The following is a 14556-nucleotide window of genomic DNA, read 5'->3' as shown; positions in this document are numbered from 1 at the left end:
TTTGTGCACACCAGTACAGATCGGGCGTTGTCCACAGTCCCCAGCACAATGCCCGAAATACTAGGGACAGCCGTGCCGACGACTTCGGACACTGACAACAGGCTGCGGCGCCTGTTGAGACGCTCCGCAACCGTAGGGTTATGAGACACGACAGCGCACACGCCTCGACCAACGCTTCGTCAGACGTGAGCCACGGTGAGAGCATGCCGTAAACGATCGTTTTCGGCTATCTAGCTCACGAATCCGGGATTCGGCTTCCAGAAACGTGCGCCGTAACGATCTTTCGGCAGGCGTATTCGGCGAGAGCCGGGGGGATTCGACCCTCGGCGTTAGCGGCCTGTCGCCTCATCGAGGGCGTCGGTCAAGTCGCTGAGCTGGGTGAGCTCGAGTAGTGGTTTCGCGGTGCCTGGACGCATGCGAGCACTCGAATGCCGTGGTCATCATCCCGGTCGACAGTGACGCGGACGAGCCCGTATGGATTGGTGGTGCCAACGTCGACGAGACGACGGCGGATGTCGTCACGTGGCTCAGTGACGACACGAACCCTGCACGTCGGCCGGCGCTCGTCGACATCCGGCAGTTCTCGCCGACCCGACTAAACCGACACGAGCTGGAAGAAGAGGTCGAGCGGGGGCGGTGACGCGTCGCATGCAGGCCGACACAGCTGGCGCGAGTACATGCGCACGAGGAATCGAACTGCTTGCGCTTCACCGGTCCGGGCACTTTCGAATCTGCCGCGAGTCAGCGAACGAGGCGGGCGATCGCCTGAGACGCTTCCCGGACCTTCTCTTCGGCGATGTCGCTGCCGGCGCGAGCTGCATCTGCCACACAGTGGCGCAGGTGGTCTTCGAGGAGCCCGACGGCAACGCTCTGCAGGGCGCTGGTCAGTGCGGAGATCTGAGTGAGGATGTCAATGCAGTACTTCTCGTCCTCGACCATGCGGTGGATGCCGCGTGATTGTCCTTCGATGCGCTTGAGGCGAGCAAGGTAGCGGGCTTTGTCCGTGATGTACCCGTGCCCTGTGTGGTTGCAGGACGTTGTAGGGACGGTGGTATCAGCCATCTGGATCTCCGGCGGTTGTGGTCAGCGGTTCAGGATGACGCGGGTCGTGGTGTCGGGGCGGAGGTCGAGTCGGCGCAGCAGTTGTGCGTTGAGGGCGACGACGATGGTGGATAGTGACATGAGGATCGCTCCGACCGACATCGGGAGCACGAATCCGATGGGGGCGAGGACGCCGGCGGCGAGAGGGACGGAGATGATGTTGTATCCGGCAGCCCACCAGAGATTCTGCTTCATCTTCCGGTACGAAGCCCGTGACAGTTCGATCACGGAGAGTACCGAGCGGGGGTCGTCGCTTGCGAGGATGACACCAGCAGAGGCGATCGCGACATCTGTGCCCGCACCGATCGCCAGCCCAACGTCGGCCTGCGCGAGGGCAGGGGCGTCGTTGACGCCGTCGCCGACCATTGCGACCTTACGGCCCTCGTTCTGGAGTTGTTGGACCTTGGCGGCCTTGTCCTCCGGGCGTACTCCGGCGAAGACGCGGTCGATGCCGAGGTCTTGGGCGACGGCCTGCGCCACGGCTTCCGCGTCGCCGGTAATCATCACCACTTGCACGTCGAGTGCGTGGAGGGCGTCGACGGCTTCCCGGGATTCCGAGCGCACCTCGTCGGCGAGTTTCAACGCGCCGACGACGCGGCCGTCCTGGATGACGTGCAGGATGATCGCGCCATCCGTCCGCCACTGATCGGCGACCGGGAGCTCGTCGGCGTTCTCCTCGGTGAGCAGGTGCGGTCCACCGACTCGGATGATCTTCCCGTCGACGGTCGCTGTGACGCCCACAGCGGGCGAGGAAGTGAAGTCGCCGTTGCGCGGGATGGTGAGCTGCTTGTCGGCGGCTGCGCGCACGATGGCCTTCGCGAGCGGGTGCTCACTATCAGTTTCTGCGGCGGCGGCCAGTGCGAGGATCTGGTCGGGGTCGGTGCCGTCGACGACGGAAATCTCGGAGACGACGGGCTCGCCCTTGGTGAGGGTGCCGGTCTTGTCGAACAGGACCGTGTCGATGGTGCGCATGCTTTCGAGCGCGAGCCGGTCTTTGACGAGAACGCCGCCCCGGGCGGCGCGTTCGGTGGCGATTGAGACGACCAGCGGGATGGCCAGGCCCAGCGCGTGCGGGCAGGCGATGACGAGGACGGTGATGGTGCGGATGACAGCCGCGTCAGGCAAGCCGACCAACGTCCAGACGATCGCGGTGATCGCCGCAGCACCCAGGGCGAACCAGAACAGCCATCCGGCGGCGGTGTCCGCGAGCCGCTGTGCGCGGGACGAGGAGCTTTGCGCTTGGGTGACGAGACGTTGGATGCCGGCGAGGGTCGTGTCGTCGCCGGTCGCGGTGATCTCGACGCGAAGCCCGGAATCGGTGGCAACGGTGCCGGCTGTGACGTGGTCGCCGCTGCCGCGTTCCACGGTGCGGGACTCGCCCGTGACCATGGACTCGTCCATCGAGGCCCGTCCGTCGACGATGCGCCCGTCGGCGGGGACGCTGCCACCCGGCCGTACGATGACGACGTCGCCGACGACGAGATCGGTCGGTGAGACCGTGACGACCTGGTCATTCTCGACGCGCTCTGCCTCATCGGGGAGAAGAGCGGCGAGTGAGTCCAGGGCGGAAGTCGTCTGGGCGAGGGAGCGCATCTCGATCCAGTGCCCGAGAAGCATGATGACGATGAGGAGGGCGAGCTCCCACCAGAAGTCGAGTTCGTGATGGAGCACGCCGAGCGTCGCGCCCCAGGAGGCGGCGAACGCGACGGTGATCGCGAGGCCAATGAGCAGCATCATGCCGGGCTTGCGAGCGCGGAGCTCGCTGACTGCACCGACGAGGAACGGCTTTCCACCCCACGCGTACATGACAGTGCCCAGCACCGGGGATACCCAGGACAGACCCGGAATATCGGGGAGGGTGTAGCCGAGGATCATCGAGAACATGCCCGACAACGCGACCGTGGGGACGGCGAGGACGAGCATGATCCAGAACAGGCGACGGAACTGCCCGACGTGGTCGCCATGGCCTGCATGACCGCCGTGTCCAGCGTGGGTGTTGTGACCGGAGGGCGCGTTGTCGCTTCCGTGGTCTCTATGACTGTGCGCGGCCGCGTCTGACTGCGGTGCATGCGCCATTGCTTGATGTCCCGCGTGCGCATCGTGGTCAGTTTCGGTCGTCACTGCGGGGGTCGACGCCGCGTGGTCGTGGTGGGCGTGGGTGTGCTCCGCGCCGTCGTTACGCGAGTGGCTCATGGGCCTATCCTCCTCGGAATTGAGAACCGTGGGGCTGACTTGTCTGGCGTGCCCCGCACCGTGAAACGGTGTCAGGCAGCAGCGGTGGCGTACTTAGCCGGGTCGGCGTCGAACGCGGGCCCGCATCCAGCGCAGCAGAAGTAGTACCGGGTGCCGTCGTAATCGCGGTACAGGCCAGCAGCTTCTGCATCCGCCTTGATGACGGTGCTGCCTACCATCACAGGACATTCGGCGAGATCTTCCGCGGGCGGGGTGAGGAGATCCTTGCGTCCTTCGGCGTCGACGGAACCGTGGCTGTTGCGGCTGCAGCAGGATCCAGTGGAGTCTGACATGTTTTGTTCCTCTTTCTCTCAAACACCGGAGTGCGGCGTCGGTATGCCTAACGATATACCCCCTGGGGGTATTCCGCACTAGGATATACATGGCGGCGCTGAAGGATCAGGGCGGGCGGCCGCATAGATCGTGGTGTTAGCATCCTGCACGGAATGGAGGAGGCCGAGTATGCACGTCGCAGTTCGTGGCGCACGTCCGCAGTTGTCGTTGCGCGCGTTGTTGATGCTCGGCGGGGCCACGCTGATGGTTATCGTCGGCTTGCTGGCGATGCACACCTTCACCTCCGAACCTGCGGGACACGGATCCGTCGGACTCACCCACTCCGCAGCCGGGGAGGAGCACGCCACCGTAGCGGCGTCAACCGTCGCGAGCGAGTCCACCGCGTGTGAGGGTGCGTGTCATGTGAACACCGGACATGGGCAGGGTCACAACGAGATGCTGATTGCGTGCGTGCTGGCGTTGCTTGCCGGTCTGCTTCTCCTCCTCCCTCCGATATTGATTCAGCGTCACCGGCTGCCCCCTCACCGTGCTGTAAGCCTGGTGAGGGGGGAAGCGATCGGGATCCTTCCCCGGGCACCCTCGCTGACGTTCCTTTCGATAAGTCGCACCTGAGTAATCGCCGCCGACCCTGATGGGTCGGATTCCTGGCGCCGTCTGGCGCCATCATTTGCGAACCCTCACACGACGTATCGAAGGAACAACCATGAATAAGAAGATTCCCGTTGCTGTCAGTACGGGTGTACTGACCCTTGCACTGGTTCTCACCGGCTGCGCTGACAACAGCACGGCACCGTCCAGCGAATCCACCTCCCCGTCTCAGTCGTCGTCGACTTCGGCAGCGAACGAGGCTGACGAGATGTTCGTCACGATGATGATCCCTCATCACGAGCAGGCGATCGAGATGGCCGACATGCTGCTAGCTAAAGACGGTGCCGACGCACGCGTGGTGGAACTTGCCGAGCAGATCAAGGCGGCGCAGGGCCCCGAGATCGACAAGATGCTCGGATGGCTCGAAGACTGGGGTGTGGAGTACGACCCCGACTCCATGGGAGGCATGGATCACGGTTCGATGGGCGGTGACGACAGCATGATGTCCGAAGAGGACATGACCATGTTGGAGAGCGCGGATGCTGTCGAGGCGAACAGCCTGTTCCTGGAGCAGATGATCGTGCACCACGAAGGTGCCGTCGACATGGCGCAGACGGCGCTTGATGATGCGCAGAACCCGGACGTCCTCGAGCTCGCGCAACAGGTGATCGACGACCAGACGGCGGAGATCGCCACGATGCAGGAACTCCTCGGCCAGCTGTAGGAATCCTCCGGGCGGGCCGGTATCCGATCGTCCCGCCCGGACCTGTCATCCGTGCTGCCCCATTGCGGCAGCAGTCAGACGTCGGCGTGCTCTTGTTGCGCGTCGTGAAGCCAGGCCCGCTTGAGGCCACTAACGGAAACCATCATGAAACGCTCACTCCTTCTCGCAACCGTCACTGTGACCGTCCTGGCGGCTGTCGCCACCGGATGCACCGCGACACCGCTCGGCAACCCGGACTCAGCTCCCCGCATCGACCACATCCACGGCATCGCCCAAGATCCCCGGGGCGATGATCTGCTGGTGGCCACGCACAACGGAATCTTCACTCTCACACCAGATGGGGATATCTCCGGCCCGATCGGCGGTCACGCCTTCGACGCCATGGGATTCACGGTCTCGGGAGACGCGCTGTTCGCCTCCGGGCATCCCGGCGAAAAGACCCCGGCCGAACTCGGATCGCCCAACCTCGGCATCATCCGCAGCGACGACTACGGGAACACTTGGTCGCCTATTGCTCTCAACGGAACCACCGACTTCCACATCCTCACCGCGGCCCCGGACGGCACCCTCTACGGCGTCCCCTCTAGCCAAGTGAACCTGCTCACCAGCACAGACGAGGGAAACAACTGGACGGAGCGTGCGTCCCTCGGCGCCGCTGATCTCGCGGTCACCGAATCCGGTTTGTACGCTGCAGCCGAAGAAGGCGTTCTCTTCAGCAGCGACGGCGGTAACACATTCACTCCAGTCGACGGAACACCTGTGCTCTACGCGCTGGAGGCTCGCACCGATGGCACTCTTCTCGGCGCAGGCACCGATGGCGTCCTGTGGACAGAGGATGAAAATGGAACCTGGCATCAGCTCGAATCCCTCCAAGGCGCCGTTCAAGCCCTCACGGTCATCGACGACCGCGTCATCCTCGTCGATGACCGGGGCATCGTTGAAGTCTCACCGGACAGCACCACTGTGCTGAGTCCCGCCCAATAACGCGGGCGCAAAGACCTGTGCCCAAGGATTCCTCGTGAAAGCGCCCAAGAACCCCTTTCGGAACCTCGTGTTGTTCGTCATCGTGGCGACGGTCGCCGTTGCTCTCCTCGCCGCTGCTAGTTTTCTCGCCATTGGAGCGATCTTCTGATGACCCCCACCGGCTCCAGATCCCCCTTCGACTCGATGCACCATCTGACGGCCGTGCACTCGTCCTCACCCGGCGCGCCTTCGCCTCGCAGTCCCGCGGAGCGGACGCATCGAAGGCTCGTGCGTCTTGGATATATGCTCTTGATCTGCGGTCCAGCCCTCGCGCTCGCGCATCTGATCAGTGATGCCCAATCGACCGACGTCGCTTGGTGGACGTACACGATCGCCAGCTTTGACATCGCCGTAATCATGGTCATTGTCGCCCTGGCTCTGATCCTTCGAGCTCCACCCAGTCACGCTGCAGAAACGGAATAATCGTCACCGCACAGTAATCGCTGCGACGATGATCTGCCGCCGAACTACCATGCCCTCCCGGGGTATTCAACGGGGTCCCCGGGAGCGAGGTGCGGTCGTAGTTTAAAGACTCCACAATGACGAGAGGAGCCACTATGACTGTCGCGGCGGAAATGCTCCGCACCTACCCGAAGGACCTTGGCCAGGCTGACCGGAAGGTGCTGGTGGAGTGTATCGAGGCGTGCGTTGAGTGCGCGCAATCATGCACCGCATGCGCCGACGCGTGCCTGAGCGAGGAAATGGTTGCCGAGCTGACGAAGTGCATCCGCACGAACGTGGACTGCGCCGACCTCTGCGAAACCACCGGACGCATCCTGTCCAGGCACACCGGGTACGACGCCAACCTCACCCGCGCAACCCTCGAAGCGTGCCGCACGGCATGCGCGAGCTGCGCCGACGAGTGCGAGAAGCACACGATGCACGAACACTGCACGGTGTGTGCTGCGGCCTGCCGGCGATGCGAAGATGCCTGCGCCGCGCTCCTCGCAACCCTCTGAATAGCCACCTCGACGGCGTCGTGCAGTTCTTCGCTACCCGCATCAATCCAGTGATGCCCGTTGACCAGGCCGAAGCAGACTAGCGAGCGCTCTTACCCCACACGTCGTCATCAATCGCGCTACCGCGCAACGAACCGAGACGACAGGTGAGGAATATGTCGAAGGACGCGCACGAAACAAATGGACGACAAGCAGGGGCGAAAAAGCACGGATCGCTGACGATGTACTTGCGATTCGCGGCGATGATTCTCACCGGCATGGTCGTGATGTATTGGACGATGTTCGCTGGAGTGTGGGAATGGGGGCACATACGCTTCAGCGAAAGCCGCGTCTTCATGGCGCTCACTATGGGCGGCGCCATGGGGCTGGTCATGCTGGCCTGGATGCTCAACATGTACAAGCACAGGAAAGCGAACATTGCGGTCATCATCGTCAGCGTTCTCCTCCTCGGAGGAGGCATCGCCCTCGACCGCAGCCAGATCACCGTCGACGACACCGCGTACATGCGCGCAATGATTCCGCATCACTCGCTCGCGATCACCCGATCCGAGCGAGCACAGCTGCAGGATGTCCGCGTCTGCGAACTTGCGGTTGAAATCAGCGAAGCGCAGCGCCGGGAGATCCTCGAAATGGACTGGCTCATCGCCGACATCGAAAGCAACGGCCTCGCGCTGACGGCCGAGGACGCGCAAGACCGACCCGTTCCAGACTTCGAACGGGCAGCCGACCGCCAGTGCTCGGACGACGGATGACGATTGGTAGCGATAATCGATCGATCATGGCTTGTGCTCCGAGAGCCTGCCGGAAACGATCGTTTCTGGCGTGGTTTCGTATTCTGCTCTGCGAGGGGTGCCGCAAACGTGCACCGGAAGCCGGTTCCGACAGACAGTTTCGGCGCGCTGGAGGACCAAGTCTCGCTCGATGCCGAGCTTGAGGTCCGAGGATCAGTGGCTCTTCAGTGGATAACGGAGAAGGAGCGGCCTTGAGGCCGCCCCTTCTCTCTGCGTGAATCGGGACTCAGTGCCCGGCGCCGAGGTTGCCGGTGAGGCGGCCGTGGAAGGCTGCTGCGGTGTCGTTGAGTCCTTCGATGGTGACGTTGGTTCCGTGGTTCTCGTACTTGGTGACGATGGCGTCGAGGGCCGCGACGGTGGAGGCATCCCAGACGTGTGAACGGCTCATGTCGATGATCACGGTGTTGGGGTCGTCGGCGTACTCGAACTGGGTGGTGAGGTCGTTGCTGGAGGCGAAGAAGAGTTCTCCGTCGACGGCGTAATGCGCTGTGGCGCCGTTGTCGCTGAGGGTGCGGGTGACACTGACGAAGTGGGCGACGCGGCGGGCGAACATGATCATCGCGGCGATGACTCCGAGGATGACTCCGACGGCGAGGTTGTGGGTCCAGACTGTGGCGATGACGGTGATGAGCATGACGGCGGTCTCGCTCTTCGGCATGCGCTTGAGCGTGCTCAGGCGGATGCTGTGCCAGTCGAAGGTCGCGATCGAGACGAGGATCATCACGGCGACGAGCGCTGCCATGGGGATGATCGCCACCACGTCACCGAGCGCGAGCACGAGGACCAGCAGGAAGACGCCGGCGAGGAACGTCGAGATCCGGGTGCGTGCACCGGAGGCTTTGACGTTGATCATCGTCTGGCCGATCATCGCGCAGCCACCCATGCCGCCGAACGCGCCGGAGAGGACGTTCGCAGCTCCCTGACCGAGGGCTTCGCGGGTCTTGCGGGAGTGGGTGTCGGTGATGTCGTCGACGAGCTTCGCGGTCATGAGCGACTCGAGCAGGCCGACCACTGCCATCGCCAGCGCGTAGGGAGCGATGATCTGCAGCGTCTCGAAGGTAAGCGGCACATTCGGAATGAACAGCGCTGGCAAGCTCTCGGGGAGTTCTCCCTGATCGCCGACGTTCGGCACGTTCCAGGCGAAGACCACGACTGCCGCGGTGAGCAGCACGATCGCGACGAGTGGTGCCGGGATCACCTTCGTGATCCGCGGTATCAGATACATCACCAGCAGGCCGACCGCGACGAGCGGGTAGACCAACCAGGGAACGCCGATGAGCTGAGGGAACTGCGAAGTGAAGATCAAGATCGCCAGGGCGTTCACGAATCCGACCATCACCGACCGCGGGATGAAGCGCATCAGCTTGGCGACACCGAGCAACGCGAGGACGATCTGGATGAGTCCGCCGAGCAGGACCGTGGCTATGAAGTAGTCCATGCCGTACTCACGAGCGACGGGCGCGATGACGAGCGCGATCGCTCCGGTGGCCGCGGTGATCATGGCGGGGCGACCACCGAGGAAGGCGATCGCGACGGCCATGATGAAGGATGAGAACAGACCGACACGGGGGTCGACGCCCGCGATGATCGAGAACGCGATCGCCTCAGGAATCAGGGCAAGTGCGACGACGAGGCCGGCGAGGACTTCCCGGGTGAGTAGGCGCGGGCTGCGCAGCGCCTGCATGACCGTGGGTTCGATGCGGTAACGCGACGCGGAGTCGCGGGTGGGGGTGACGGCAGTCATGTGCCCTCCGGGTGTTGGGCTCTCTCGTGAGAGCGCGGGAAACGAGTGGGAGCGCAGCGGTGCGCAGGCATCGGTCAGGCCGACACGGGAAGATAAGGGGAGCGGGCGTGAGAGCCGCGCCGATCTAGACTCTAACGTAACGTGAGTGTTGTGGGGAAATCAGTGGAAGACGAACACGTGACCGTCGAGACGATGCGGATCGGTGAGGTAGCCGAGCGAACGGCGCTCTCATTCCGCTCGCTTCGACACTGGGACGACGTGGGGCTCGTGCAGCCGTCCGCACGCACCGAGGGCGGGTTCCGGCTGTACACGGAGAAGGACGTCGAACGCATCCTCATCATCCGCAGGATGAAGCCGTTGGGTTACACCCTGGACGAGATGCGCGCACTCCTCGACGTTGTCGACGCCCTCACCGTCGACCCGAGCGATGTCGCGCTGCGCGCCCGGATCGACGACATTCGCGACGGCGCCGACCAGCGCCGTCAGAAGCTCACGGAGCAGCTCGCCATGGCCGACGAGTTCGTGCACCTTCTCGGCCAGCTCTAAAGAGACGGATAGGCGGGGTTCGAGACCTCGGGCCCACAGTCGATCGGCCTGCCGAAAACGATCGATTCCGGCGTTCACGCCGATGATGACGATCAAGCGCGCGACACGCCGAAGCGTGAGCCGCCGAAACCCCCCGCCGAAACCTAAGCGCGCCGAAACGCGTGTGGTACGTATTCGGCGGAGCGTCGGATAACTGCTCTCCACGTTGACTACGTCGGTCACGATCACGCCGGAAGGCCCGGAACGAACGACTCTGCCCGGCGCTTTGTGGACTTCGTCAGTTGGTCCGTGATTTCAGCTGGTCGGGGTGTCTCAAAACCTCGCTGTTGCATAACCAATGGATTATGAGACGAGTAGGGCTACGAGACACTCTCCGCCCTTGACCTTTTGGGAACTCGAGATCTGGACCGCGCCAGAATCGATCATTTCCGGTTGAAAAGGACGCGAAGGTCAGCGCGCTGCTTCCCCCGGAGCATCCACGGCGCCGCCGAAGCGGCGGTCGCGCGCGTGGTAGATCTCGATCGCGCGCCACAGCTCTTCGCGAGAGAAGTCGGGCCACAGCGTGTCCAGGAACACCATCTCGGCGTAGGCCGACTGCCAGAGCAGGAAGTTTGACGTGCGCTGCTCCCCCGAACTGCGCACGAACAGGTCGACGTCGGGCATGTCGGGCACATACAGGCGCTTGCGGATCTGCTTCTCGGTGATCGCGCTCGGCTTCATCCGCCCCGCCTTGACGTCTTCGGCGATGGCGCGCACGGCATCCACGAGCTCGACGCGCCCACCGTAGTTGACGCACATCGTCAGCGTCAGCACATCGTTGCCCTGCGTCAGCTCCTCGGCGAACTGCAGCTCTTTGATGACAGAGCCCCAGAGCCGCGGCTTGCGACCCGCCCACCGCACCCGCACGCCCCACTCATTGAGCTGGTCACGTCGGCGGTGCAGCACGTCGCGGTTGTACCCCATCAAGAACCGCACCTCTTCCGGGGAGCGCGCCCAGTTCTCCGTCGAGAATGCATACACCGACAGGTGCTTGACACCCGCCTGGATCGCTCCGGCGACCACGTCGAGCAGAACCTCTTCGCCCGCCTTGTGCCCCTCGATGCGGCTCAGGCCGCGACGATTCGCCCACCGGCCGTTGCCATCCATCACGACAGCGATGTGGTTCGGCACCGCCGGTAACTGCGGGGGGTGCACACCCGTCCAGTCCAAAGGTCGGAATGGCACCGCGTCCTTGTGCGTATACGGCTTAGGGGTCACCGTGCTCCTTCTCGCCTGGGGTCAGCAGATCGCTGGGCATCAGCAGATCGCTGCGGGTCAGAAAATCGTGACGGACTCACGACGTGCTCGAGCGAGCGGATGCCGCGTTCCAGGTGCCACTGCGCATATGCAGCGACAGTGCCGGATGCTGCCGCGGTGTCACCGTGCGGCGCCGCATCCACGGCATCCCAGTCGCCGCGCATGAGCGAACCCAGCAGCGCGAGTGCGGAGAGCGAGATGCGCGGGCTTCCCGCGGGAGCGCACGAGTCGCATACCGAGCCGCCGAGCTGCGCGCCGAAGTGCCGGTGCGGGCCCGGCGCCGCGCAGCGTGCGCAGTCATCGAGGGCCGGCGCCCAGCCGGAGAGCGCCATCACCCGCAGCAGGTAGGAATCGAGGATGCTGCGCGCAGCGTGCTCACCCCGCGAGAGCGAGCGCAGACCGCCGATGAGCAGCAGGTACTGGTTGGACGTGGCCTCGGACTCGTTCAGTCGATCGGCGGTCTCGACCATGGCGCTTGCCGCGGTGAACCGCTCGTAGTCGACGGCGATATCAGCGCCGTACGACCCCAGCGATTCCGCCTGCTGCACGATATCGAGCGTTCTCCCGCGGTACAGCTGCAGGTCGGCGACCATGAACGGCTCCAGTCGCGCACCGAACTTCGACGATGTGCGGCGCACGCCCTTGGCGACCGCCCGGATCTTGCCGTTGCGGCGCGACAGCATGGTGACGATGCGATCGGCTTCACCCAGCTTGTGAGTGCGCAGAATCACCGCTTCGTCTCGATAGGTGGCCACTTATCGATTATCCCCCGGCCCTGCGACATCCGAGCGCATGCGGCGACGGCTCCGACACGGAAGAATGACAGAGTGACCGAACCGCTCTTCATCATCCCGCTGTGGGCCGACCTGCTCGGCGTCGGACTCGGCGGCATCCAAGGCGCGATGTTCGCCTCCGGATTCCAGGGCCAGCGTCGACTCGACCTGCTCGGTGTCGCCATCATCGGCATCATGATCGGCATGGGCGGCGGCCTCATCCGCGACCTCCTGATCGGTCAGCCCCCAGCCACGCTGCAGAGCAACTGGTATCTGGTCACCGCGGTCGGCGCGGCGCTGCTCGGGATGCTGCTGGCCGGGCTGTTCAACCGCATCAACATCTTCATCGTCTCGCTCGACGCCCTGGTGATCGGCATGTTCGGCGCATTCGGCGTGAGCAAGGCGATCGCCTTCGGGATCCCCCCTGTGCCCGCTGTGTTCGTCGGCGTGTGCGCGGCGGTCGGCGGCGGTGTCCTTCGCGATATGCTGGTCGGCCTGCCCATCGCGATCATGCACGTGGGATCGCTCTATGCGGTCGCTGCCGGGGTGGGATGCACGCTGGTCGTCGTGGCTCACGCGTTCCAGCTGAACATCACCCTGGCGGCCATCATTGGAATCGTCGTGACGGCGGTCATCAGGGTGCTCGCCGTGGTCTTCGACGTGTCCCTCCCCGAGCAGCGCCGCATCTACCGCAGAAAAGTCGCGGTGGAAACGGGTGCCATCTCGATCGTCAAGCCGTGACGAGCTCGGCCGCCTTCGTGCGGATCGAGCGGTTCACGCACGAGACGATCGCCTTGAGCGATGCCGTCGAGATGTCACCGTCGATGCCCACGCCCCACAGCCGCTGATCGCCGACCTGCAGCTCGACGTAGGCTGCCGCCTGCGCGTCACCCCCGGTCGACAGCGTGTGCTCGACGTAGTCGTACAGCGAGATCTCGAAGCCGCGCTGGTGCAACACGTCGATGAAGGCCGCGATCGGTCCGTTGCCGCGGCCGGATGCTGTCGTGCGCTCCTCGTCGTCGCGCAGCACGGCGTCGAGACTGACGTCGCCAGACATGTCACTGCGGATCTCCGTGGCCAGCAGCTCGAAACGACCCCACTTGTGGTCAGTGTCATCGGCCGGCAGGTACTCGTCGTTGAAGATCTCCCAGATCTGATCGCTGGTGACCTCGCCGCCCTCGGCATCCGTCTTGGTCTGCACGACGCCCGAGAACTCGATCTGCAGCTTGCGGGGCAGATCCAGCGCGTGATCGGCCTTCAGCAGATACGCGACGCCGCCCTTGCCCGACTGCGAGTTCACACGGATGACCGCTTCGTACGAGCGGCCCAGGTCCTTCGGATCGACCGGCAGATAGGGCACGCCCCACTCGACCTCATCGATCGTGACGCCCTCTGCCTCGGCCTTGGCCGCCATCGACTCGAAGCCCTTCTTGATGGCATCCTGATGCGATCCGCTGAACGCGGTGAACACGAGGTCGCCAGCCCACGGGCTGCGCTCCGGAACCGGCAGCTGGTTGCAGTATTCCACCGTGCGCTTGATGTGATCGATGTCGCTGAAATCGATCTGCGGGTCGATGCCCTGGGTGAACATGTTGATGCCCAGTGCCACCAGGTCGACGTTGCCGGTGCGCTCGCCGTTGCCGAACAGGCAGCCTTCGATCCGGTCCGCGCCGGCCATGTAGCCGAGCTCGGATGCCGCGATCGCGGTGCCGCGGTCGTTGTGCGGATGCAGTGACAGGATCACGTTCTCACGGTGCGCCAGGTGCCGGTGCATCCATTCGATCGAGTCGGCGTAGACGTTCGGAGACGCCATCTCCACCGTCGCGGGCAGATTGATGATCACCTTGCGGTCGGGGGTCGGCTCGAGGATCTCCAGCACCTCATTGCACACGTCGACGGCGTACTCGAGTTCGGTGCCGGTGTAGCTCTCCGGCGAATACTCGTAGTAGACCTCGGTGCCGGGGATCGTTTTCTCGTACTGACGGCACAGACGTGCACCCTCGAGGGCGATCTGCTTCACCCCGTCACGATCGGAGCGGAAGACCACTTCGCGCTGCAGCACGCTGGTGGAGTTGTAGAAGTGCACGATGGCCTGCTTGGCGCCGGCGATCGACTCGTACGTGCGGGCGATCAGGTGCTCGCGCGCCTGCGTCAGCACCTGGATCGTGACATCGTCAGGGATCAGGTTCTCTTCGATCAGCTGACGCACGAAATCGAAGTCGGTCTGGCTCGCCGAGGGGAAGCCGACCTCGATCTCCTTGTAGCCCATGCCCACGAGCAAATCGAACATAACGCGCTTGCGCTCGGGCGACATCGGGTCGATCAGTGCCTGGTTGCCATCGCGGAGGTCGACCGCGCACCAGCGGGGCGCCTCGGTGATGCGGGCATCCGGCCAGGTGCGATCAGGCAGGTGGACGTTGATCTGCTCGTGGTACGGCCGGTACTTGTGGATCGGCATCGTCGACGGGCGCTGAGCGTTGTGCAT

Annotated in this window: 15 protein-coding genes; 8 read left to right on the top strand and 7 right to left on the bottom strand. The window is 64.1% G+C overall.

What is annotated here, in order from left to right; genetic code table 11:
• Positions 1-433: 433 nt before the first annotated feature.
• The gene (locus FM104_RS13295) at positions 434-640 is read left to right on the top strand and encodes a hypothetical protein (RefSeq protein ID WP_029153942.1); all 207 of its coding nucleotides are present in this window, start codon (positions 434-436) and stop codon (positions 638-640) included.
• A gap of 101 nt (positions 641-741) precedes the next feature.
• On the opposite strand, the gene FM104_RS13290 is transcribed toward FM104_RS13295, so the two are convergent.
• The 3 genes from FM104_RS13290 to FM104_RS13280 all read right to left on the bottom strand — a co-directional run bounded on the left by FM104_RS13290 (position 742) and on the right by FM104_RS13280 (position 3626).
• On the bottom strand, positions 742-1062 hold the full coding sequence (locus FM104_RS13290) for a metal-sensitive transcriptional regulator (RefSeq protein ID WP_087132714.1): 321 nt from the start codon (positions 1060-1062) through the stop codon (positions 742-744).
• 21 nt (positions 1063-1083) lie between these two features.
• A complete protein-coding gene (locus FM104_RS13285; protein ID WP_083428777.1) occupies positions 1084-3294 on the bottom strand; it encodes a heavy metal translocating P-type ATPase in 2211 nt (736 codons plus the stop codon).
• A 71-nt stretch (positions 3295-3365) separates the two neighbouring features.
• Positions 3366-3626: a YHS domain-containing protein gene (locus FM104_RS13280; protein WP_029153945.1), complete on the bottom strand. Its 261-nt coding sequence runs from the start codon at positions 3624-3626 to the stop codon at positions 3366-3368.
• 169 nt (positions 3627-3795) lie between these two features.
• On the opposite strand from FM104_RS13280, the gene FM104_RS13275 reads away from it, so the two are divergent.
• From FM104_RS13275 to FM104_RS13250, 5 genes are all read left to right on the top strand, one after another.
• Positions 3796-4239, top strand: a complete 444-nt coding sequence (locus FM104_RS13275; RefSeq protein ID WP_087132713.1) for a DUF6153 family protein — start codon at positions 3796-3798, stop codon at positions 4237-4239.
• A 91-nt stretch (positions 4240-4330) separates the two neighbouring features.
• Positions 4331-4939, top strand: coding sequence for a DUF305 domain-containing protein (locus FM104_RS13270; protein ID WP_036275909.1), 609 nt, complete (start codon positions 4331-4333; stop codon positions 4937-4939).
• A gap of 144 nt (positions 4940-5083) precedes the next feature.
• Entirely contained in the window at positions 5084-5923 is an 840-nt protein-coding gene (locus tag FM104_RS13265; protein ID WP_029153981.1) for a F510_1955 family glycosylhydrolase, read from the top strand.
• A 596-nt stretch (positions 5924-6519) separates the two neighbouring features.
• Positions 6520-6921, top strand: a complete 402-nt coding sequence (locus FM104_RS13255) for a four-helix bundle copper-binding protein (RefSeq protein WP_029153979.1) — start codon at positions 6520-6522, stop codon at positions 6919-6921.
• A 155-nt stretch (positions 6922-7076) separates the two neighbouring features.
• Positions 7077-7673: a DUF305 domain-containing protein gene (locus tag FM104_RS13250; protein WP_029153978.1), complete on the top strand. Its 597-nt coding sequence runs from the start codon at positions 7077-7079 to the stop codon at positions 7671-7673.
• A gap of 265 nt (positions 7674-7938) precedes the next feature.
• Here FM104_RS13250 and FM104_RS13245 read toward each other — a convergent pair whose 3' ends face one another.
• The gene (locus tag FM104_RS13245) at positions 7939-9456 is read right to left on the bottom strand and encodes a SulP family inorganic anion transporter (RefSeq protein ID WP_087132711.1); all 1518 of its coding nucleotides are present in this window, start codon (positions 9454-9456) and stop codon (positions 7939-7941) included.
• 192 nt (positions 9457-9648) lie between these two features.
• On the opposite strand from FM104_RS13245, the gene FM104_RS13240 reads away from it, so the two are divergent.
• On the top strand, positions 9649-10002 hold the full coding sequence (locus tag FM104_RS13240; protein ID WP_179206805.1) for a MerR family transcriptional regulator: 354 nt from the start codon (positions 9649-9651) through the stop codon (positions 10000-10002).
• A 450-nt stretch (positions 10003-10452) separates the two neighbouring features.
• Here FM104_RS13240 and FM104_RS13235 read toward each other — a convergent pair whose 3' ends face one another.
• On the bottom strand, positions 10453-11259 hold the full coding sequence (locus FM104_RS13235) for an isoprenyl transferase (RefSeq protein WP_087132710.1): 807 nt from the start codon (positions 11257-11259) through the stop codon (positions 10453-10455).
• Positions 11256-12053, bottom strand: coding sequence for a DNA repair protein RecO (recO, locus tag FM104_RS13230; RefSeq protein ID WP_087132709.1), 798 nt, complete (start codon positions 12051-12053; stop codon positions 11256-11258). The genes FM104_RS13235 and recO overlap by 4 nt, the downstream gene beginning before the upstream one ends.
• 72 nt (positions 12054-12125) lie before the next feature.
• Here recO and FM104_RS13225 point away from each other — a divergent pair, with 72 nt between their 5' ends.
• Positions 12126-12812 (top strand): trimeric intracellular cation channel family protein, encoded by a 687-nt coding sequence (locus tag FM104_RS13225; RefSeq protein ID WP_087132708.1) that lies wholly within the window; start codon positions 12126-12128, stop codon positions 12810-12812.
• Here FM104_RS13225 and leuA read toward each other — a convergent pair.
• Positions 12802-14556, bottom strand: a complete 1755-nt coding sequence (leuA, locus tag FM104_RS13220; RefSeq protein ID WP_087132707.1) for a 2-isopropylmalate synthase — start codon at positions 14554-14556, stop codon at positions 12802-12804. The two genes, FM104_RS13225 and leuA, sit on opposite strands and share 11 nt — an antisense overlap.

Origin of the sequence: Microbacterium esteraromaticum, from assembly GCF_900163815.1 — a bacterium.
In the GTDB taxonomy this organism is placed as follows: Bacteria; Actinomycetota; Actinomycetes; order Actinomycetales; family Microbacteriaceae; genus Microbacterium; species Microbacterium esteraromaticum_B.
The sequence above is the reverse complement of the archived record's forward strand: the minus strand, read 5'-3'. Positions and strand labels throughout refer to the sequence as shown.

Excerpts from the sequence above, each read along its gene's own strand:
- FM104_RS13290 (WP_087132714.1), bottom strand. The coding sequence starts at position 1,062 with ATGGCTGATACCACCGTCCCTACAACGTCCTGCAACCACACAGGGCAC.
- FM104_RS13285 (WP_083428777.1), bottom strand. The coding sequence starts at position 3,294 with ATGAGCCACTCGCGTAACGACGGCGCGGAGCACACCCACGCCCACCAC.
- FM104_RS13280 (WP_029153945.1), bottom strand. The coding sequence starts at position 3,626 with ATGTCAGACTCCACTGGATCCTGCTGCAGCCGCAACAGCCACGGTTCC.
- FM104_RS13275 (WP_087132713.1), top strand. The coding sequence starts at position 3,796 with ATGCACGTCGCAGTTCGTGGCGCACGTCCGCAGTTGTCGTTGCGCGCG.
- FM104_RS13270 (WP_036275909.1), top strand. The coding sequence starts at position 4,331 with ATGAATAAGAAGATTCCCGTTGCTGTCAGTACGGGTGTACTGACCCTT.
- FM104_RS13265 (WP_029153981.1), top strand. The coding sequence starts at position 5,084 with ATGAAACGCTCACTCCTTCTCGCAACCGTCACTGTGACCGTCCTGGCG.
- FM104_RS13255 (WP_029153979.1), top strand. The coding sequence starts at position 6,520 with ATGACTGTCGCGGCGGAAATGCTCCGCACCTACCCGAAGGACCTTGGC.
- FM104_RS13250 (WP_029153978.1), top strand. The coding sequence starts at position 7,077 with ATGTCGAAGGACGCGCACGAAACAAATGGACGACAAGCAGGGGCGAAA.
- FM104_RS13245 (WP_087132711.1), bottom strand. The coding sequence starts at position 9,456 with ATGACTGCCGTCACCCCCACCCGCGACTCCGCGTCGCGTTACCGCATC.
- FM104_RS13240 (WP_179206805.1), top strand. The coding sequence starts at position 9,649 with ATGCGGATCGGTGAGGTAGCCGAGCGAACGGCGCTCTCATTCCGCTCG.
- leuA (WP_087132707.1), bottom strand. The coding sequence starts at position 14,556 with ATGCACAACGCTCAGCGCCCGTCGACGATGCCGATCCACAAGTACCGG.